Source organism: Nocardioides potassii (assembly GCF_021648885.1).
GTDB lineage: Bacteria > Actinomycetota > Actinomycetes > Propionibacteriales > Nocardioidaceae > Nocardioides > Nocardioides potassii.
This window is the reverse complement of record NZ_JAKJHZ010000011.1, coordinates 65,619-85,220: the sequence shown is the minus strand read 5'-3', so window position 1 is coordinate 85,220 and position 19,602 is coordinate 65,619. Positions and strand designations below refer to the sequence as shown.

Below are 19,602 nucleotides of genomic sequence, written 5' to 3'. Positions count from 1 at the left end.
CGCCCGTGGGCGCCCGGTTCGACCACCTCGTCGTCGCCGTCGAGGACCTCGACGAGGCGGCCGCTCGCTGGCGTGCGGCCGGGCTGCCCGCCGTGCGCGGCGGACGTCACCCCGTCGGCACCGAGAACGTTCTCGTCCGCGGCCCGCAGCCGGCGTACGTCGAGCTGATCGCGGCCGGCAGCGAGAAGTCCAACCCCTGGCTGGACCGGGTCCGGTCGGCCCGCGGCCCGATCTCCTGGGCGGTGGCGGTCGAGGACGTCGAGGAGGCCAGGGCGGCCCTCGAGGCTGCAGGGTTCAGTCCCCACTCCGCCGTGGCCGGCTCGCGCACCACTCCGGACGGCGACGTCGTCGAGTGGAAGGTGTGCGACGTCGGCCCGGGACCGTACGACGGCTCCCTGCCGTTCCTCATCGAGTGGACCACGCCGATGCCGCCGGGCCCGGACGACGGCCCCGTGGTCGCGCACGTCGGCCTCAGCCCGACCGACCCCGACCGGGTGGCCGACCTGCTGCTGGCGCTCGGGTTCGTCCCGAGCAGGCACTGGCCGCGGCGGATGTTCCACGACCCCGACGGCGGGCCGAGCCTCACCCTCGGCCCGCCCGGCGAGCCAGAAGACCTCGGAGAGGGCTCGTGGACGATGACCCTCGACGGTCCCGAGGACCCGGACGAGCCCGCGGTGTCGATCGCGGTCATGCTCCCCGTCGACGAGGCCCGCAGCGTCGACCTCGACGGCCTCCGTGTCACGTCGGCACCCGACCGGCGACGGTTCTCCGCTGCGTCCCTCCTGCCCGCGGTCGACGCGGCCTTCGCCCGTCTTCGCGGCGACCTGACCGACTGGCCGGACCCGCACCCGGGTGGGGCGCCGCCGACCGAGGAGGAGTACTCCCGGGTCACGGACGGCGGGCGCTACCGGCTGCTGGCCCGGCGTGCCGACGCGTGGGTCGAGGCGATCGTCGGCAGGGGCCTCGGCGCCGCGACCGAGGTCGAGCCGGCCGACGTCGAGTGGACGGTCGAGCAGCACCTTCCGGCAACGAGGGTGACGGTCGTCCGAGGCGCCGCAGGCACGCAGCCGGTCGTCGTCGGCCTCTTCGCCGAGGAGACGTTCGTGCAGGTCGGGGTGGGCGACCCGGTCGAGGTGCTGGACCGACAGCCCGACTGCGGCTGCGACGCCTGCGACACCGGGTCCGCGGACCTCATCGACACGCTCGACAGCACTTTCCTGCTGGCGCTGTCCGGCGGCGTCTACGTCGTGCGCGGCGCCTCGGGCGTCGTCAGGCGCTCCCTGAACGGTTGGTCCAGCACCGGTGTCGAGCGAGGCGAGCAGTGGCTCGCCGAGGCGGCGGCGGGGCGCCGTCGGGACGGAGTCGTCGCCGGCGATCCCTGGCTCTGATCACGCGATCGTGAGGCCGCCGTCCACCGGGATCATCTGACCGGTCACGTAGCCGGCGGCGTCCGAGGCGAGCCACACGGCGGTCGCGGCCAGCTCCCGCGGGTCGCCCTTGCGGCCGGCGGGCACCCGCATCATCGCGAGGTCGAGGTAGCCCTCGGGGTAGGTGTCGGTCATCTCCGACTCGAAGAACCCGGGCGCCAGTGCATTGACCCGGATGCCCTTGCGGCCGGTCCACTGCTGCGCGAGGTCGCGGGTCAACCCACCGAGACCGGCCTTGGAGGCACTGTAGGCCGCCTGGGGGAGGCCGCCGGTGGTGATGCCGAGGATCGAGGAGATGTTGATGATGCTCGAGCCGGGTTCCATGACGCGGCCGCACGCCTGCGCCATCCAGTAGCAGCCGTTGAGGTTGACGTCGATCACCGAGCGGAACTGCTCGGGCGTCTCCCGGGTGGCGGGTACGGCGGTGCCCACGCCGGCGTTGTTGACGAGCACGTCGACGCGTCCGAAGGTCGCCATTGCCTCGTCGACCAGCCGCTGGCACTGCTCGGGGTCGGCCACGTCCGTCGCGACGGTGTGCACCCGGCGGCCGATGGTGCGCACCGAGTCCGCGACACGCTGCAGCTTCTCGACCCGGCGCGCGCCGAGCACGACGTCGGCGCCCGCCTCGGCGAAGGCGTGCGCGAACGCGACGCCCAGGCCGCTCGACGCGCCGGTGACGATGACGACCCTGTCGTCGAGTCGGAAGAGGTCCAGGAGGCTCATGCCGAGAGCCTAGAGTGCAGCCATGCTGCGTCGCCTCGGAGTCCCGGTCCTGCTGGTCGCGCTCGCCCTGGGGCTGGGTGCTGTGCCCGCCGCCTCGGCGGCACCTGCGTCGGACGTGGGTGCGCGGGCAGCCGCGGCCCGGTGCCCGGACGAGTCCCTCAGCGACCGCGCGGCCGTCCGCACCGAGGCCGGGGCCAGGCTCGGCACTGCCCGGATGTACGTCACGCCGAGGGACGACGAGTTCGTGTTCTGCATCCGCGTCACGCCGGTCGAGCACCTGCGGTCGCGCGACGTGTCGGCGTTCGTGCGGCACCGCAGGGTCGCCGCAGACGGTGGGCGCTGGCCGAGCGTGACGATCAAGATGTCCTGGCGGCGCCCGTTCGTCGTCTACGGGAGCTTCGAGCCGGGCTCGGGCATCGCCGCCCTTGTCACGATCAAGACCCCGGACGGCACGAGGGGGACCGCCAGGGTCAGGGCGACGGTGAGCTGACCGCGACCGGTTCGGCGGAGGCGCGGGGGAGCGTGCGCACCGACCGGGAGCAGAGCACCAGGCCGCAGATGACGGCGTACGCGATCCCGGAGGCCACGAGCACGCGCTCGTTGCCGAACGCCGCCCCGAGCGGTCCCCAGGCCAGCTGGCCGATCGGCATCGCGATGAACGAGCCGAGCATGTCGTAGGACGAGGCCCGGCTGAGCATGTCGTCGTCGATGTTCTCCTGCATCGCGAGGTTCCACCCGAGGGAGAAGACCTCGATGCCCATCCCGCCGATGAACGCGGCGACGACGAGCGCGACCACGACCGGGTCGACGCCGAGCATGACCATCGGCAGGCCGTTGAGGGTGATCGCGGCCATGCCCCACAGCAGCGGGCGCTCCAGTCGTACGCGCAGCAGGACCACCGACATCAGCAAGAGACCGGCGGCCTCGGCGGAGAGCACGAAGCCCCACGCCTGACGCCCGATCGTGTCCTCGGCGACCACCGGGCCCAGGGTGAAGAGGGCGCCGTTGTGGATCATGTTGAGGGCGCCGAAGCCCAGCACGACCGCCCACAGCCAGGTGACGCTGCGGAAGAAGGTCCAGCCCTCCCGCAGGTCGGTCCACGTGGAGGTCGCCTCGGCACGGGGCGCGCGCGGCGGGATCCTCATCGGGAGCAGCAGGAGGGCGGCGAGCGCCCACGTCAGGGCGTCGACCGCCAGCGCCCAGCCCGGTCCCACGGTGACGACGAGGAACGCCCCGAGGGACGGGCCGAGGACCGTGAGGCCGTTGCGGGTCAGCGACAGCAGGGCGTTGGCCTGCTGAAGGGACTCGCGCGGCACGAGCTGGGGGACCATGCCGAACATCGCCGGCATCGACATCGCCGACACGGCCCCGTGGAAGGCGGTCAGGCCGATGATCATCCAGAGCTCGGCCCGCCCGGACAGCACCAGGTAGGCGATGACGCCCTGCGACAGCGCGGACGTGACGTTGGAGACCTGCAGCACCACCGCGCGCGGGAACCGGTCGGCGATCACGCCACCCCACAGCAGCAGGAGGATCATCGGGACGGTGTGCGCAGCGAGGACGTAGCCGATCGCGACCGCGCGCCCGTCGATGTCGAGCACCGCGAAGGTGAGCGCGATGTTGGCCATCATCGCGCCGGTGGTGTTGACCAGGCGCGAGGAGAAGTACCAGGCGAAGTTGCGCTCGCGCAGGGGCGCCAGGGAACCGGTCGTCATCGCGCGTCCTCCTGCGGTTTCGTCATCTCGAAGGCGAACAGGGACGCGCTGACGTGCTGGGTCCCCGGTGCCCCCGGCGGTCGGGCGTTCTCGTGCAGGAGGTCGCTGGCCCGGCGCAGCAGCTCGACCGCCTCGACCCAGGTCTCCGGGTCGACCCACGTCTCGATATCGGACATCTGACCGGTGCCACGCTCGTGCTGCGACTGGCGGCGGGTGACCTCGTGGGCGATCGCGCGGACGTAGGCGATGCGGTCGTCGTTCGTCGCCGGTGTCGCGGAGGGCGCGTCCGCGACGACGTAGCGGTAGCGCTTGGCCACGCCGCCGCGGATCTTCTCCTCGCTCTCGACGACGAGCTCACCCGCCTCGTGCAGCACGCGCAGGTGGTACGACGCGTTGGCGTGGGTGAGATCGAGCGCGCGAGCGACCTCGGCGGCGCTCATCGCCTCCGCCGTCAGCAGCGACAGGATCCGGATCCGGACCGGGTGTGCGACCGACCGGAGCGCGGACACGGCGCGCGGATCGGTGAGGTCGTCGGCCACTGGCAGACCCTCCAAGAGTCGTTGGAGGGTTCAGCATGCAAGCGGCTCGACGTACTGTCAAACGGTTCTTGGGGTGTTGGCCCGGCCCAACCCCTGACGCGACCCTGAGTCGACCCCGGAACGGGATGAAATCGAGTTCCGGGCCTGCTTTGCTTGACCAGACAGGGCACCCGGCCCACCGAGGAGTGAGTGAGATGTCCGACCAGTACCCGTACGACCCGCAGGCCGCGGACCCGACGCGGGCCTACGCGCGACCGCCGCAGGCCGGCTACCACGGCGGTCCCGCGACCATGTCGCCCCAGGACGAGCGCACGTGGGGGGCCATCAGCCACGCCGGCGCGCTGGTCGCGATGATCTGCTCCGCCGGCTTCCTGGGCTTCGTCGCGTCGATCGTCGTCTACGCGATCCACAAGGACCGTGGCCCGTTCGTCCGCGCGCACGCGGCGAACTCCCTCAACGTCCAGATCACGATGTTCATCTGGATCGTCGTCTCGATCCCCCTGATCCTGCTGCTCGGCCTGGGGCTGCTCACCCTGGTCGCGGCGCCGTTCGTCGCCGGCCTGCTGCACGTGATCGGTGCGATCAAGGCCTACAACGGCGAGTGGTGGAACCCGCCGCTCACGCCCCGCTTCGTCAAGTGACGCGGGCGAGCTGAGCCAGCAGCTCGTCCTGCCACGCGAACGCTGCCCGGGTCCGAACCCCCAGGTCGGGCCCGGGCAGCAGCGCCTCCACCCGCTCGGCGAACCCGTCGGGCAGGTCCGTGCGCAGGTAGCGCAGCCCGAAGTCCCAGCGCGCGGGGCAGTGCTGGATGCGCAGCAGCCGCACCAGCGGCTCGACCGCGAACCTCAGGTGCAGCGTCGTCGCCTCCGCGAGATCCCCACGCGCGACCGCGCGTTCGACCAGCCAGGCGGCTGTCTGCCGACGCTGGGCGGTCTGCTCGACCGCCTGCCGGCGCGCCGCCTCCATCGCCGCCTCGTCGTCGTCCTCGAGGACGAGCAGACCCTCGGGGTCGTGGAGCACGATCGGCGTGCCGTGGCGCCGGGTGTCCACCGTCAGCCGCTCGGGCGTGGTCAGGACGACGAGGTCGACGAGCCGCGTGGGCCGGCCGAGGTCGGCGGCGTCCGGCTGGAAGTGGATGAAGCACTGCCGTCCGTCCGGCCAGGTCGCCTCCGGCAGCTCCCAGACGTGGTCCACGGGCAGCTCGTCGCGGGCCAGCGCGAGCACGGCGTCGTACGTCGTCGCGGCATCGCCGCCGCACCACGCCTCGACGTCGAGGTCGGAGTGGTCGTCCCAGCCGCCGGTGACCGCGGATCCGTTGACCACCACGACCTGCAGGGCCGGGACGCGCCGGGGGAGTGCGGTGAGGAAGCGGAGGCAGTCGTCGTACCTGCCCAGGTCTGCGGCCATGCGGAGCAGTATCCGGGACAGGCGTTATGCTGGTCCCGTGCAGAAGCAGCTCCTTCTTCGTCAGCCGCGCTGATCGGACTCCTCCACCCACGAGGACCGACGCGCGGCCACCCCTCCATGCGAGGGGTTTTTTCATGCCCGAACCCGCACACCCAGCACCGAGGACAGATCATGAGCAGCCCAGACACGCCAGACCAGGCAGCGCACGACGCGGAGCGCGCGACGTACGACATCGCCGCCACCGAGACGAAGTGGCAGCAGGTCTGGGGCGAGCTCGACCAGTTCCGGGCCGACGACGCGAGCCCGCGAGAGAAGCGCTACGCGCTGACGATGTTCCCCTACCCGAGCGGTGACCTGCACATGGGCCACGCCGAGGTCTTCGCGCTGCACGACGTGGTCGCGCGCTACTGGTGGCAGCGCGGCTACGAGGTGCTGAACCCGATGGGCTTCGACTCCTTCGGCCTGCCCGCCGAGAACGCGGCGATCCGCAACGACGAGCACCCCGACACCTACACCCGCGCGAACATCGCGAAGTCGATCGAGTCGTGCCGGAAGTACGCCGCCTCGTTCGACTGGTCGCGCACGTTCAACACCAGCGACCCGGAGTACTACCGGTGGACGCAGTGGCTGTTCCTGAAGTTCTACGAGCGCGGCCTGGCCTACCGGAAGAACAGCCCGGTCAACTGGTGCCCCAACGACCAGACCGTGCTGGCCAACGAGCAGGTCGTCAACGGTGCGTGCGAGCGCTGCGGGGCGGAGGTGACCAAGAAGGAGCTGACGCAGTGGTACTTCAAGATCACCGACTACGCCCAGGAGCTGCTGGACGGCCTGGACGACCTGGAGAAGACGTGGCCGGACCGCGTGGTCACCGCGCAGCGCAACTGGATCGGCCGCTCCGAGGGCGCCCATGTCTCCTTCACCCTGCACACCGCCGCGGGTGAGCGCGACATCGACGTCTACACCACCCGGCCCGACACGCTGTACGGCGCCACCTTCATGGTCGTCGCGGCCGACGCCGCGCTGGCCGCGAACATCGTGCACCCCGACCGCACGCAGGCGCTGGAGGACTACCTGGTCGAGGTCCGCAAGGCCTCCGACATCGACCGGCTGTCGACCGAGCGCCCGAAGACGGGCGTCGACCTGGGCATCACCGCCACCAACCCGGTCTCCGGGGAGGAGATCCCGGTGTGGGCGAGCGACTACGTCCTGGCCGACTACGGCACGGGCGCGATCATGGCCGTGCCCGCGCACGACCAGCGCGACCTGGACTTCGCCCGCGCGATGGGCCTGCCGGTGCGGACCGTCATCGACGTACCGGGCCAGGACGACCCGTCGGAGTCGGGCGTCGCGACGTCGGGCGACGGGACCTACGTCAACAGCGGCCCGCTGGACGGCCTGCGCGACAAGGCGTCCGGCATCCGCACGATCATCGAGCGGCTGGAGGCGGAGGGCCGCGGATCGGGTGCGGTCAACTTCCGCCTGCGCGACTGGCTGCTGAGCCGCCAGCGCTACTGGGGTGCGCCGATCCCGATCATCCACTGCCCGGTCGACGGCGAGGTGCCGGTGCCGGAGGACCAGCTGCCGGTGACGCTGCCGGTGCTGAAGGGCGCCGACCTGAAGCCCAAGGGCACCTCGCCCCTGGGTGGTGCGACCGAGTGGGTCGAGGTCGAGTGCCCGACCTGTGGTGGTCCCGCCAGGCGCGACACCGACACGATGGACACCTTCGTGGACTCGTCCTGGTACATGTTCCGCTACTGCTCGCCGCACGAGGACGACCGTCCCTTCGACAGCGACCTGGTCAACGCCTGGATGCCCTCGCAGCTGTACGTCGGCGGTGTCGAGCACGCGGTGCTGCACCTGCTGTACGGCCGGTTCTTCACCAAGGTGCTCAACGACATGGGCCTGGTCGACTTCCGCGAGCCGTGGTCGGCCCAGCTGAACCAGGGCTTCGTGATCAACCAGGGCAAGAAGATGAGCAAGTCGCTGGGCAACGGCGTGAACCTGGGCGAGCAGCTGTCGGCGTTCGGCGTCGACGCGGTGCGCCTGACGCTGGTCTTCGCCGGTCCGCCGGAGGACGACATCGACTGGGCCAACATGTCGCCGGAGGGGTCGCTGCGCTTCCTGCAGCGGGCCTGGCGGCTGTCGGGCGACGTCACGTCGGAGCCCGGCGTCGACGTCACGACGGGCGACGAGGCACTACGCCGTACGACCGCGCGCACCGTCCACGACGCTGCCGAGCTGGTCGAGACCTATCGCTTCAACGTGATGGTCGCCCGGGTGATGGAGCTGGTCAACGCGACCCGCAAGGCCATCGACTCGGGTGTCGGCGCGGCCGACCCGGCCGTGCGCGAGGCCGCCGAGGCGGTCACGATCCTGCTGTCGCTGGTGGCGCCCTACACGGCCGAGGAGATGTGGGAGCGGCTGGGCCACGAGCCCACCGTCGCCCGCGTCGGGTGGCCGGAGGTCGACGAGGCCCTGCTGGTCGAGGAGACCGTGACGGCCGTCGTGCAGGTCAAGGGCAAGGTGCGCGCGCGCCTGGAGGTCTCGCCGGACGTGTCCGACGCCGACCTGGAGGCGGCGGCGCTGGCCGACGCGGGCGTGCAGCGGGCGATCGACGGAGCGCAGGTGCGCAAGGTCATCGTGCGCGCGCCCAAGCTGGTCAACATCGTCGTCTGACCCGCCTCCCAGCCACCATCTATAGGGTCGCCAGCATGCCGCGCGTCGTCGTCGTCACCGACTCGACCGCGAGCCTGCCCACCGAGGTGGCGCAGGCTCGCGGGATCCGCGTCGTGCCGCTGCAGGTCGTCATCGGCGCGCGCGTGCTCGACGAGGGGCCGGACGGCGCGACGCCCGAGGTGGTCGCGGAGGCGCTGCGCGACTTCGTCCCGGTCAGCACGTCGCGGCCCGCCCCGGCGCTCTTCGCCCAGCTCTACCGCTCGCTGGAGGCCGAGGGCGCCGAGGAGATCGTCTCGGTGCACCTCTCCGGCGAGATGAGCGGGACGTTCGAGTCCGCCCAGCTCGCGGCGCTCGAGCTCGAGATGCCGGTGCACGTCGTCGACTCGGGCCAGGTGGGGATCGCGACGGGCTACGCCGCGCTGACCGCGGTCGACGTCCTGGAGGCGGGCGGCACGGCCGAGGAGGCGGCCGAGGCCGCGCTGGCCCGCGGGGAGGCCGCGACCTCGCTGTTCTACGTCGACACGCTCGAGTACCTCCGCCGCGGCGGCCGGATCGGGGCCGCGGCCAAGATCTTCGGCAGCGCGCTCTCGGTGAAGCCGCTGCTCGAGATCGTCGAGGGCCGCGTCCAGCCGCGCGAGCGCGTCCGTACGGCGTCGCGTGCCCTCGCCCGCCTCGCCGACCTCGCCGTCGAGGCGGCCGGCGAGCAGCCGGTCGACGTCTGCGTCTCCCACCTCGCCAACGCCGCCCGGGCCGAGGAGCTCGCGGCCGCCCTCACCGAGCGGCTGGCCGCCGGTCTCGAGGGCCGCGAGGTGATGTGTGGCGAGCTCGGCGCCGTCCTCGGTGCCCACGTCGGGCCGGGGATGGTCGCGGTGTGCGTGTCGCCCCGGCCTCTGCCGTGATGGAGTGATCCCCGGCTGACCGGGGATCACCGACGTTGTCAGGCGCTGCAACGGCCGACAACCGTAGGGAACGCCTGACACCCCCTCTCCACAGATTGCCGGTCGCCCCTGTCGGGGGACCTGCGCCGTTCCTAGCGTGGAGGGATGCGCCGATCCCAGTCCTCGTCCGAGCACGCGGAGGCGGTGTCGCGCCGGCTGGCGACGCTGAGCGCCGAGCTGGCGGCCGTCCGCAGTGAGCCGGAGGGATGGGACGGGGCGACCCACACACGGGTCCGCGCCCGCCCCGGCGACGTACCTCCCTCCCCGCCGCCACCGGTGGTCCTGCCGGTGCCGGGCCGGCACGCGTCGCGGCGGCTGCTGCTCGGCGGGCTGAGGCCCGGCGGGACCGGGCTCGGCGGGCTGCGGCTCGGCCCGGTGCACCTCGCCGTGGTCGCGGTGGTGGCGGCGGTCGCGGTCGGGCTCGCGGCGTGGTGGGCGGTGCGCGACCAGGCCGAGATCGTGCCGCCCGTCGCGGTCACCCCGGCAGCGTCGACCGACCAGCCGCTCGCCCCGGTGTCCACGGAGTCGCCCGTCACTGAACCGGGGGCTGAGCTCGTGGTCGACGTCGCGGGCAAGGTACGGCGTCCCGGCATCGCCGTGCTGCCCGCGGGCTCGCGGGTGGTCGACGCGCTGGAGGCGGCCGGAGGAGCGCGGTCGGGCGTCGACCTCACGGGGCTCAACCTCGCCCGGCTGGTGGTGGACGGCGAGCAGATCCTCGTCGGGGTCGCGCCGGCTCCCGGCGTGGCCGGCACCGTCGTCGGCGCGCCGCCGGAGGGGACGTCGCTGGTCAACCTCAACACCGCGGACCAACCCACGCTCGAGACGCTGCCCGGCGTGGGTCCGGTGACCGCCGCGGCGATCCTCGCCTGGCGCACCGACAACGGCGGCTTCACCTCCGTCGACGAGCTGCTCGAGGTCGACGGCATCGGCGAGGCGACGCTGGAGGACCTCGCGCCGCTCGTGACGCTCTGAGTCGTGCCGGACGCGAGGGCCCTGGCGCTGGGTGCCGGCGCGTGGTCGGGGGCACTGGTCGCGATCGTGCTCCCCGGTCGGGTCGCACTGGCCGTCGTGCTGCTGGTCGCTGCTGTCGGCGTCGCCCTGGTCGCGCATCGGCTGGTGGGACCCGGATGGCTCGGTCCGCTCGCGGCGCTCGTCGCGGTCGGGGGAGTCGCCGCGCTCCAGCAGACGCTGGTCGCGACCTCCCCGCTCGCGGTGCTCGCAGAGGACGGTGCGGTCGTCGACCTGCGGCTCGAGGTGACGAGCGACGTGCGCACGGTGGCGGGACAGTACGGCGACCTCCAGGTGGCCGAGGCCGACGTGTCACGGGTGGCGGGACGGGGGACCGCATGGACCCTCGACGCCCCGGTCGTGCTGATGGCAGGGGCGGACTGGCCGTCCGTGCCGCTCGGCACGACCATCGAGACCACTGCGCGGCTGGTGCCGGGCGACGACGAGGTCGCGGCGCTCGTCCGGCCGACCGGCGAACCGCGCGTGGTCGCCGAGCCCGACGTGTGGTGGGACGCCGCCGCTGCCGTACGACGCTCGGTGCGGGCCGCCGTCGCCCATCGGGACGCCGACGCGCGCGAGCTCGTGCCGGCGCTCGTGGTGGGTGACGACGGCGGGCTCGACCCGGTGCTCGCCGACGACTTCCGCACGACCGGCTTGACCCACCTCCTCGCGGTGAGCGGCACGAACCTGACCCTCGTCGTCGGAGCGATGCTCGTGCTCGGTCGCTGGGCGGGCGTCCGCGGGCGTTGGCTGCACGTGCTGGCCGCGGCCGGCATCGTCGGGTTCGTCGTCACCGCACGCGCCGAGCCGAGCGTCGTCCGGGCCGCGGCGATGGGCACGGTCGCGCTGCTCGGGATGACGGGCAACGGACGGTCCCGCGGCGCCCGTGGCCTGGGCGTCGCGGTGCTCGGGCTCCTCCTGCTCTGGCCGCGCCTGGCGGTCAGCGCCGGGTTCGCGCTGTCCGTGCTCGCGACGGCCGGCATCCTGCTCCTCGCGCCGGTGTGGCGCGACGCGCTGCTGCGGTGGACGCCGCGCTGGGTGGCGGAGGCAGTCTCGATCCCGCTGGCGGCGCAGGTCGCCTGCACGCCGGTGGTCGCGGCGCTGTCGGGGCAGGTCAGCCTGGTCGCCGTCGTGGCCAACCTCCTCGCCGCACCGGCAGTCGCCCCCGCCACCGTGCTCGGGCTGGGCGGCGGGTTGCTCGGGCTGCTCTGGACCCCGCTCGGCGTCGTCGTCGCGGCACCGGCGGCCTGGTCGGCGCAGTGGATCATCGCCGTCGCCCGGTGGGGCGCCGACGTGCCGACCGCCGCCGTGGACTGGGGCACGGGCCCGGTGCCGCTCACCCTGCTGACGCTTGCGTGCCTGGCCGCGGTGCCGCTCGCGCCGCGCCTGCTGCGGCGTCCGGGGTCCGCTCTCGCCTGCACGGGGCTGCTGGTCGTCGTGGTCCTGGTCCGGCCGCCCACCCCGGGGTGGCCCCCGGAGGGTTGGATCCTCGTGGCGTGCGACGTCGGGCAGGGCGACGGGCTGGTCCTGCGTGCGGGCCCGCACGCGGCGGTGGTGGTCGACGCCGGTCCCGACCCGGCCGCGATGGACGCCTGCCTCGACCGGCTCGAGGTCACGTCCGTACCGCTGCTCGTGCTGACCCACTTCCACGCCGACCACGTCGACGGCATGGCAGGCGTCCTCGAGGGACGGGACGTGGGCGAGGTCGAGGCGACCGGGCTGCTGGAGCCGGCCGAGGGGGTGCGCGAGGTCGGGCTCGCGCTGGGTCGTGCGCCCGCCCCGGCGTCGTACGGCGTCACGCGGGTGGTGGGCGACGTGACGCTCCAGGTCGTGTGGCCGCGTCCCGGGAGCCGCGTCGACCCGGGGGAGAGCGCCCCCAACGACGCCAGCGTCGTGCTCGTTGCCGAGGTGGCCGGCGTCCGCATCCTGCTGACGGGCGACGTCGAGCCGTCCGCCCAGGCCGCCCTCGCACGCGACCTCGCCGGGCTGCATGTCGACGTGCTCAAGGTGCCGCACCACGGCAGCCGCCACCAGGACGTCGACTGGCTGACCTCGCTGGGTGCGCGGATCGCCGTGGTGTCGGTGGGGGCCGACAACGACTACGGGCACCCCGCCCCCGACCTGCTGGCCGCGCTCTCCGCCTCCGGCGTCCGGACCTGGCGGACCGACACCTCCGGCGACGTCGTCCTGGTCGCCCGTAGGGGTGGAGTCGGAGTGATCACGGGTGGGTGAAAGTGCGGATTCGCCCACGAGCGCCGCGAGCACGGTCGAGGATCGAGGGCGTCGCCGGCACGACGTCGGCGTTCTCTCCTCGCAGAAGGACTCACCAGCACATGACGCACACCTCTTCGCGGCTCCGGCCGCTGGCGACCACGGTCGCCGTCGGGCTCCTCGCCACCACTGCTGCTGGCGCCCTCGCCGCTCCGGCCTCCGCCGCCCCGGACCAGACCGTCGCCGGCTTCAGCACGGTGGCCATGGCGATCCCCGACGAGGGCCCGAGCACGCCTGGGTCGACGGCGATCACGATCCCCGCCGGCAAGGGCCAGGTGAAGGACGTCGACGTCACCCTCAACAGCCTCTCCCACACCTACATGCGGGACCTCGAGGTGACGCTGACCCACAACGGGACCGCCGTGAAGCTCCTCGACGCGTCCGGCGACTCGGTCGACACCACGGCCTTCCGCACCTACACGCTCGACGACGAGGCCGCGACCGTCGTGCCCACCTCGTCCAGCGTCGTGACGCCCGACGGCAGCTACAAGCCCACCGACTCGAGCGGTCCTGAGCCGGTCGCGACCTCGCTCGCCTCGTTCGACGGTGGCGCCGCCAGCGGCACGTGGGAGCTCTCGATCGTCGACCAGGCCGGCGGCGACGAGGGCAGCCTCGCCGGCTGGTCCATCGACATCGACTACAACGACCCGACCGCCCCGAGCGGCTCGGTCGTCATCGACGGCGGCGCGGCGCTCACCGACTCCTCGGCCGTCACCCTGGGCCTCGCCGCCAGCGACCCCGACGCCTTCACCACCGGCGTGGCCAGCATGCGCTTCAGCAACGACGGCACGAGCTGGTCGGCCTTCCAGCCCTACGCCGCGACCGCCGCGTGGACCCTCGGCGCCGGCGACGGCACCAAGACCGTGTGGGTGCAGTACGCCGACGGCATCGGCAACGTCTCCGAGCCCGCCAGCGACACGATCGTGCTCGACACCAAGGCCCCCACGGCCAAGAAGCTGTCGCCCAAGAAGAACGCCACCGGCGTGAAGACCACCGCCAAGGTGCAGTTCAAGGCCTCGGAGGCTCTCCTCAAGTCGACGGTCACCAAGAAGACGGTCAAGCTGACCGCCGGCGGCAAGACCGTCAAGGCCAAGGTCACCTACAAGGCCAGCAAGAGGAAGGTCGTCCTGACGCCCAAGAAGGACCTGGCGCGCGGCACGATCTACAAGGTCAAGATCTCCAAGAAGGTCACCGACCTCGCGGGCAACTCCATCGCCACCAAGGGCTGGAAGTTCACCACGCGCTGATCACCACCACGTGACCACCTGATCCCTCGATCAGCGAGCGCCCCGCCACGGCCACCGTGGCGGGGCGCTCTGCGTCTGCCTCCGGGGCTGTCGCCGGCCGTCGATAGGCTGTCCGCACCATGGCACGCACCCCCTCCGCCGCTCAGGTCCTCGGCCACGTCGTCCTCGTGACGGGCAAGGAGGAGTTCCTCTCCGCGCGCACCGTCGCGTCGGTGCGCGACGCCGTCCGGGTCCACGACGCGGAGGCAGAGATCGCCGAGTCGGCGGCGAGCGACCTGACCCTGGCGTCGCTCGGGGAGATGTCGGCGCCGTCGCTGTTCTCCTCGATCCGCTGCGTGATCGTGCGCGGGCTCGAGGACCTGCCCGACGAGTCGGTCGACGGGCTCCTGGACTGCTGCGCAGGGCCCGCCGACGACGTCGCGCTCGTGCTGGTGCACTCCGGCGGCCAGAAGGGGAGCGGGGTGCTGACCAAGCTCCGCAAGCTCCCCGCCGTCACCGAGGTGAAGTCCGAGGAGGTCCGGCCCAGCGAGATGGCCGGGTTCGTCGCCTCCGAGGTCGCCTCCCACGGCGCGCGGATCGACTCCGACGCCGCGGTCGTCCTCGTCCAGGCGGTGGGCAACGACCTCCGCTCGCTCGCGGCCGCGGCCGACCAGCTCACCAACGACTTCCACGGCGAGCAGCTCACGGTCGACAAGGTGCAGCGCTACTTCGGCGGCCGCGCCGAGGCGAAGTCGTTCACCGTCGCCGACGCCGCGTTCGCCGGCAAGCGCGCGGTCGCGCTGGAGGAGCTGCGCTGGGCTCTCGACGCCGGTACGTCGCCGGTGCTGGTGACCTCGGCGATGGCAGCCTCCGCACGCAGCCTCGCGCGCTACCTCGGCGCGCCGCGCGGTGCCCGCGACGCCGATCTCGCGCGTGACCTCGGGGTGCCACCGTGGAAGGTGCGCACCGTCCGCGACCAGTCACGCTCGTGGAGCCCGGACGGCATCGCCGCCGCCGTGCGCGCCGTCGCCCACGCCGACGCCGACATCAAGGGTCAGGCGCACGACGCGTCCTACACGCTCGAGCGGCTCGTGCTCACCGTGGCCGGGCTGCGCGAGAGCCGCTGACCCCCCGAAATGCGAGACACCCGCCACGTGGGCGGGTGTCGGCGGGAAGGGCCGGGTCAGAGCGACGCGGTCTTCTTGGCGATCGAGGACTTGCGGTTCGCGGCCTGGTTGCCGTGGATGACGCCCTTCGAGGCGGCCTTGTCGAGCGCCTTCATCGCGTCGCGACCAGCGGCCACGGCGGTGTCCTTGTCGCCGGCCTCGGCGGCCTCGCGGAACTTGCGCACAGCGGTCTTCAGGCGCGACTTGACCGCCTGGTTGCGCTGGCGGCGCGCCTCGTTCTGCTTGTTGCGCTTGATCTGGGACTTGATGTTCGCCACGTGTGGATCCTCGGATGCTCGAGCTGGTCTGGACAGAGAAGACTGGTGCTGTCGGCTGCCTGGCAACCCCCCGTCGTGATGAGAGAGGGTCGGGTGCCGGACATGCAGGGAGAAACACTACCGGCAGGCGCGGTGAGCGCCCAAATCGTGTGAGGGTGCCTGCGAGGGTCACCGACGCGTGCGGCGGGCCACTGCTCCCAGCATGCGGCGCGACTCCGCGATGCGGAAATCGTTGAGCGTGGGCAGGTTGACGTCGACGGCGACGACCGAGCGCACCGCCAGGTGGGCACCGAAGCCGGCGAGGAACGCGGTGACCACCTCGTCACCGGCCCTCGCGAGCGCGGGGGAGGCCGCGACGGAGGCGTCGAACCACGGCTCCTCGACCCGCTCCAGCCGCGCCAGCAGCGGGTCGACCCACTCGGGACCGCGTGCAGTCGTGCCCCAGTCGAGGAAGACGACCTCACCGTTCGGCCGGCAGCATGTTGTCGATCCGGATGTCCCAGTGCACGGGGTCGGGCATCGGCCGGTCGGCGTGCTTGTCCAGGACGGCGGCCCAGCCGTGGGGGTCGCCGCGCAGCCAGTCGGGCACGGGCGTCGCGGCCGGGGCGTCGGCGAGGGTCGCGAGCGACTCGGCCCACTTGCCGAAGACGTGGGAGACGTCGAGGAGGTCGACGTCCCCGGGCACACCTCGCTCGCGCAGCTCTGCTCCCAACCGGTCGACACCGGTGAGCACCGCGCCGAGCTCGGCGTCGTCGCGGAAGTCGGGGTGCCGGCCCTCCACGTCCTCGACGAGCAGCGCCACCCACGCCCCGTCGTCGTACGACGCCAGCAGGTCCGCCCACAGCTCGTGCGACCCGAGGTGGCCGAGCACCGCGACCTCGCGGCGGAAGAGCGTCGGGGTGTCGGGGTTCAGCTCGCTGCCGACCGCCTTCACGAAGGCGCGGGTGCCGTCGGCGGAGGTCACCCGCGTGGCGCACCCCGGTGACATGCCACCGACCTGCTCGGCCGTCGCCACGACGGGGGAGCCCAGCGTCTCGTCGACCCAGGTGCGCACGGCCGCGGGCACGGCGGCGTACCCGATGCGGACGCCGACGGCGCGCGGAGCGGTCACGACCAGCCCCGCCGCTCGGCCAGCCAGTCCCAGCAGACCTCGCCGCACCAGCGCTGGTGGTCGCGGATGTGCGGCGAGGTGGACGGTGCCGGCAGCTCGCACTGGATGAGGAAGTAGCCGACGTAGAGCGCGAGGTTGATGTCGAACGCCTCGGGGTCGACGTCCTTCAGCAACCGCCGTGACGCGATGACCGCGTCGACGTCGACACGCTCCGCCCGCGGGGCGAGGAGGGCCGCGAAGGAGTCGAACCAGGCAGCGCCGCGCACGGGCCAGTTCCAGTCGCAGATCAACGCACGACCGTCCGGGTCGATGAGCACGTTGTCGGAGCGGACGTCGGTGTGCACGAGCGTGTCGCCGCCGACCACGTCGGCGTAGCGACGGGCCAGTGCCTCGGCCTCCGCGAGGCGGTCCGCGCCGAGGTCCGTACGACGCTCGCGCAGCGCCGTCCAGTGCTCGAGCATCGGCGCGAAGTCCGCCTCGGCCGTGTCGAGCGCGAGCCCGGCCGGCGGGGGCGTCACGGCGTCGGCCACCTGCTCGAGGGAGTCGAGCAGGGCGTCCAGCTCCTCGCGCACCCACGGGCGTCGCGGTGCTCGGGCGGCGACGTGCTCGATGCCGAGCACCACCCAGTCGTCGTCGAGGTGCCACTTCAGCCGCGGCGCGGGCACGGCGGGCGGGAGCGCGGCGAGCTTGCGAGCCTCCTCGCGGTAGGAGTCGGCGAACAGGCGCTGGGCCTTCACCGAGGCGGCCTTCACGAAGTGGCGCGAGCCGTCCTCGCACACCAGGACGGAGGCGAAGCCGGGGGTGAACCCGCCGTTCTGGGAGATCGCGGACGCGACGGGTGAGCCGCACCTCCGCTCGATCCACGCCCGCAGGTGCGGGGGGAGGAACGCCCACTCGAGCCGTCGGGCGGTCTTCCCGTGCGGGACGGGGTAGGGCGCGACGGACGGCGTGGACGGCATGACGGCATCCTCCACCACCGTCGCCGGTGGTCTCGACCGGACACCGACCACCTTGACTCCTAATGGTGTTAGGAGAAATATCGGCACATGGGACGCGTCGCGGAGCGCCGGGCAGCCACGATCGACCGGATCGTGGCGACGGCCCGCGAGGTGATCACCGAGGAGGGCGCGGCCGGCCTCACGCTCGGCGAGGTGGCTCGCCGGGTCGGGATGCGCACGCCGTCGCTCTACGGCTACTTCGCGGGCCGGTCCGACCTCTGCGACGAGCTGTTCCGCCGGGGGTGGAGCGACTTCGGGGCGGCGGTCGCGCACCTCGTCCCGGTCCCTGGCACCGGCATCCGTGCGCTGCTGACCGAGGCGATGGACGTCTCGGTGGGGTGGGCGCTCGACCACCCGGCCGACGCCCAGCTGATGTTCTGGCGCCCCATCGCGCGGTGGCAGCCGTCGCCGTCGGCGTACGAGCCCGCCGAGCAGGTCATGGGCGCCACTGCCTCCTCCCTGGCCGAGGCGCAGCGGCTCGGCCTGCTCGACGCGGCGGCCGACCTCGAGGAGCTCGTGGCCGTCTGGGTGGCCCTGGTCGCCGGCGTCATCTCCCAGCAGCTGTCCAACGAGCCCGGCGTCGGGCTCGCCGACGGGCGCACCTCGCGGCACCGCCAGGCGCTCGTCCGGATGTACGCCGCGCACTACTCACCACCCGACACTGATGGAGACCGCCGATGACCACCGACACCGCCACCCGCGCCGCCGACCTCCCGCAGACCCACCCCGACGCGGCGCGCGACCACGCCGCGGCCGAGTACGCCGCACTGGTGGCGATGGTCGACGCCTTCGGTCCTGCCGACTGGGACCTGCAGACCGACTGCACCGAGTGGAAGGTGCGCGACATGGTCGCCCACCTCGCAGGCGCCGCCGAGGAGGCGTGCCGGCTGCCGGTGATGGTGCGACACCAGGTGGCGGCGGTGAGGGGACTGCGGCGCGGCGACGGGTCGATCGTGGACCTGCTCTGCCGCGCGCAGGTCGCGGACCGGGCCGGCCTGTCCGACACCGACCTCCCGAGCGACCTGCGGCGCTGGGCGGCTGGTGCGCCCGACGGCAGGCGCCGGCAGCCGGGCCTGCTGCGTCGGATTCCGATGCCGCCGTTCACCGGCCTGCGCCCCGGGACCGACCTGGCGCACCTGCTCGACGTGATCTACGTGCGCGACGTCTGGCTCCACCGCGTCGACCTCCAGCGGGCGACCGGTGTCGCGATGCCGACCTCGTCCGCCGAGGGTGAGGTCGTCGCGCAGGTCGTCCGCGACCTCGACCTCGGGTGGGACGGCCCGGCCCTCGTGCTCGAGCTGACCGGCCGGGGTGCCGGACGGTGGCAGGTCGGCGGCGGGACGCCGGTCGCGACCGTCACCGAGGACTCCGTCGCCCTGATGCGCCTGCTGTCCGGCCGCTCCGACGAGTGCCGGCTCACGACCGACGGTGACGCGGCGGTGGCCGACCGCCTCCGAGCAGCCCGCGTCATCTTCTGAGCCGATACCTGAGGACGTGGCGTACGTCGATCGGCGACGTGGACGTCCACCACGTCCTCAGATATGCCGTTGAGGGGTGGGTGGGCTGACGGCAGGATGACGCCATGCCCGAGCTCGTGCTGCCGACCACGTCCGTGATGACCTCGTTCCTCGAGGCGATGGACGAGTTCGTCGCCGAGGGAGCGGAGAACAGCCAGACGGCTGCCTGGATCGACGTCAACGCCCCCGGCTGGCAGGACCCGGAGAGGTTCGCCACCTTCGTCGAGGCCGTGAAGGCGGATGCGCTGCTCGACAGCCCGCGGCCGGACTGGCACGTGCCGTGCACGACCCTGTGGTGGGTCGACGGCCACGACTACCTGGGCCGCATCGCGATCCGCCACGTCCTCAACGACTTCCTGCTCGACGTCGGCGGCCACATCGGGTACGACGTCCGTCCGACGCGCCGGCGCGAGGGCCACGCGACCGCGATGCTGCGCGCCGCGCTGCCGTGGGCCCTCGCCCTCGGGATCGACCCCGCCCTGGTCACCTGCGACGACGACAACGTCGGCTCCATCCGGGTGATCGAGGCGTGCGGCGGGGTGCTGGAGGACGTCCGCGGCCTCAAGCGCCGCTACTGGGTGCCGACGACCTGACGCGCCCCG

At 72.9% G+C, this 19,602-nt stretch carries 20 protein-coding genes; 12 read left to right on the top strand and 8 right to left on the bottom strand.

All coding sequences use genetic code 11. From position 1 onward, the window contains the following. Positions 1–5 precede the first annotated feature (5 nt). Complete coding sequence (locus L2K70_RS18715; RefSeq protein ID WP_236404810.1) at positions 6–1,388, top strand: DUF6226 family protein; 1,383 nt, start codon at positions 6–8, stop codon at positions 1,386–1,388. Here the strand turns inward: L2K70_RS18715 and L2K70_RS18710 are convergent, their stop codons facing one another. Beyond that, positions 1,389–2,150 carry an SDR family NAD(P)-dependent oxidoreductase gene (locus L2K70_RS18710; protein WP_236404809.1) on the bottom strand — a complete coding sequence of 254 codons (762 nt, stop codon included), beginning with the start codon at positions 2,148–2,150 and terminating at the stop codon, positions 1,389–1,391. A gap of 22 nt (positions 2,151–2,172) precedes the next feature. On the opposite strand from L2K70_RS18710, the gene L2K70_RS18705 reads away from it, so the two are divergent. Further along, positions 2,173–2,640: a hypothetical protein gene (locus tag L2K70_RS18705; RefSeq protein WP_236404808.1), complete on the top strand. Its 468-nt coding sequence runs from the start codon at positions 2,173–2,175 to the stop codon at positions 2,638–2,640. Here L2K70_RS18705 and L2K70_RS18700 read toward each other — a convergent pair. Continuing rightward, a complete protein-coding gene (locus L2K70_RS18700) occupies positions 2,621–3,865 on the bottom strand; it encodes an MFS transporter (RefSeq protein ID WP_236404807.1) in 1,245 nt (414 codons plus the stop codon). The genes L2K70_RS18705 and L2K70_RS18700 overlap by 20 nt on opposite strands. After that, positions 3,862–4,404 (bottom strand): ArsR/SmtB family transcription factor, encoded by a 543-nt coding sequence (locus tag L2K70_RS18695; RefSeq protein WP_236404806.1) that lies wholly within the window; start codon positions 4,402–4,404, stop codon positions 3,862–3,864. Before L2K70_RS18695 ends, L2K70_RS18700 begins: the two co-directional genes overlap by 4 nt. 194 nt (positions 4,405–4,598) lie before the next feature. On the opposite strand from L2K70_RS18695, the gene L2K70_RS18690 reads away from it, so the two are divergent. After that, positions 4,599–5,045: a DUF4870 domain-containing protein gene (locus tag L2K70_RS18690; RefSeq protein ID WP_236404805.1), complete on the top strand. Its 447-nt coding sequence runs from the start codon at positions 4,599–4,601 to the stop codon at positions 5,043–5,045. Here the strand turns inward: L2K70_RS18690 and L2K70_RS18685 are convergent. Then, the gene (locus L2K70_RS18685; protein WP_236404804.1) at positions 5,038–5,811 is read right to left on the bottom strand and encodes a hypothetical protein; all 774 of its coding nucleotides are present in this window, start codon (positions 5,809–5,811) and stop codon (positions 5,038–5,040) included. The two genes, L2K70_RS18690 and L2K70_RS18685, sit on opposite strands and share 8 nt — an antisense overlap. A gap of 171 nt (positions 5,812–5,982) precedes the next feature. Between L2K70_RS18685 and leuS the strand changes: the two genes are divergently transcribed. The 6 genes from leuS to holA all read left to right on the top strand — a co-directional run bounded on the left by leuS (position 5,983) and on the right by holA (position 15,057). After that, entirely contained in the window at positions 5,983–8,487 is a 2,505-nt protein-coding gene (gene leuS / locus L2K70_RS18680; RefSeq protein WP_236404803.1) for a leucine--tRNA ligase, read from the top strand. A gap of 35 nt (positions 8,488–8,522) precedes the next feature. Continuing rightward, entirely contained in the window at positions 8,523–9,386 is an 864-nt protein-coding gene (locus L2K70_RS18675; protein WP_236404802.1) for a DegV family protein, read from the top strand. Between the two features lie 144 nt (positions 9,387–9,530). Continuing rightward, complete coding sequence (locus L2K70_RS18670) at positions 9,531–10,397, top strand: ComEA family DNA-binding protein (RefSeq protein ID WP_236404801.1); 867 nt, start codon at positions 9,531–9,533, stop codon at positions 10,395–10,397. A gap of 3 nt (positions 10,398–10,400) precedes the next feature. Further along, on the top strand, positions 10,401–12,665 hold the full coding sequence (locus L2K70_RS18665) for a ComEC/Rec2 family competence protein (RefSeq protein WP_236404800.1): 2,265 nt from the start codon (positions 10,401–10,403) through the stop codon (positions 12,663–12,665). A 101-nt stretch (positions 12,666–12,766) separates the two neighbouring features. After that, the gene (locus L2K70_RS18660) at positions 12,767–13,951 is read left to right on the top strand and encodes an Ig-like domain-containing protein (RefSeq protein WP_236404799.1); all 1,185 of its coding nucleotides are present in this window, start codon (positions 12,767–12,769) and stop codon (positions 13,949–13,951) included. Between the two features lie 119 nt (positions 13,952–14,070). Further along, positions 14,071–15,057 (top strand): DNA polymerase III subunit delta, encoded by a 987-nt coding sequence (gene holA, locus L2K70_RS18655; protein WP_236404797.1) that lies wholly within the window; start codon positions 14,071–14,073, stop codon positions 15,055–15,057. Positions 15,058–15,113: 56 nt separating this feature from the next. On the opposite strand, the gene rpsT is transcribed toward holA, so the two are convergent. The 4 genes from rpsT to L2K70_RS18635 form a co-directional block, all read right to left on the bottom strand. Next, on the bottom strand, positions 15,114–15,374 hold the full coding sequence (gene rpsT / locus L2K70_RS18650; protein WP_236404795.1) for a 30S ribosomal protein S20: 261 nt from the start codon (positions 15,372–15,374) through the stop codon (positions 15,114–15,116). Positions 15,375–15,542: 168 nt separating this feature from the next. Then, the gene (locus L2K70_RS18645) at positions 15,543–15,692 is read right to left on the bottom strand and encodes a hypothetical protein (RefSeq protein ID WP_236404793.1); all 150 of its coding nucleotides are present in this window, start codon (positions 15,690–15,692) and stop codon (positions 15,543–15,545) included. A gap of 142 nt (positions 15,693–15,834) precedes the next feature. Then, entirely contained in the window at positions 15,835–16,485 is a 651-nt protein-coding gene (locus L2K70_RS18640; protein ID WP_236404792.1) for a hypothetical protein, read from the bottom strand. Continuing rightward, on the bottom strand, positions 16,482–17,444 hold the full coding sequence (locus tag L2K70_RS18635; protein ID WP_236404791.1) for a phosphotransferase: 963 nt from the start codon (positions 17,442–17,444) through the stop codon (positions 16,482–16,484). The genes L2K70_RS18640 and L2K70_RS18635 overlap by 4 nt, the downstream gene beginning before the upstream one ends. Positions 17,445–17,531: 87 nt before the next feature. Between L2K70_RS18635 and L2K70_RS18630 the strand changes: the two genes are divergently transcribed. From L2K70_RS18630 to L2K70_RS18620, 3 genes are all read left to right on the top strand, one after another. Further along, the gene (locus L2K70_RS18630; protein ID WP_236404790.1) at positions 17,532–18,164 is read left to right on the top strand and encodes a TetR/AcrR family transcriptional regulator; all 633 of its coding nucleotides are present in this window, start codon (positions 17,532–17,534) and stop codon (positions 18,162–18,164) included. After that, entirely contained in the window at positions 18,161–18,961 is an 801-nt protein-coding gene (locus tag L2K70_RS18625) for a maleylpyruvate isomerase family mycothiol-dependent enzyme (RefSeq protein WP_236404789.1), read from the top strand. The genes L2K70_RS18630 and L2K70_RS18625 overlap by 4 nt, the downstream gene beginning before the upstream one ends. Before the next feature lie 104 nt (positions 18,962–19,065). Further along, the gene (locus L2K70_RS18620; RefSeq protein WP_236404788.1) at positions 19,066–19,593 is read left to right on the top strand and encodes a GNAT family N-acetyltransferase; all 528 of its coding nucleotides are present in this window, start codon (positions 19,066–19,068) and stop codon (positions 19,591–19,593) included. Positions 19,594–19,602: the final 9 nt, after the last annotated feature.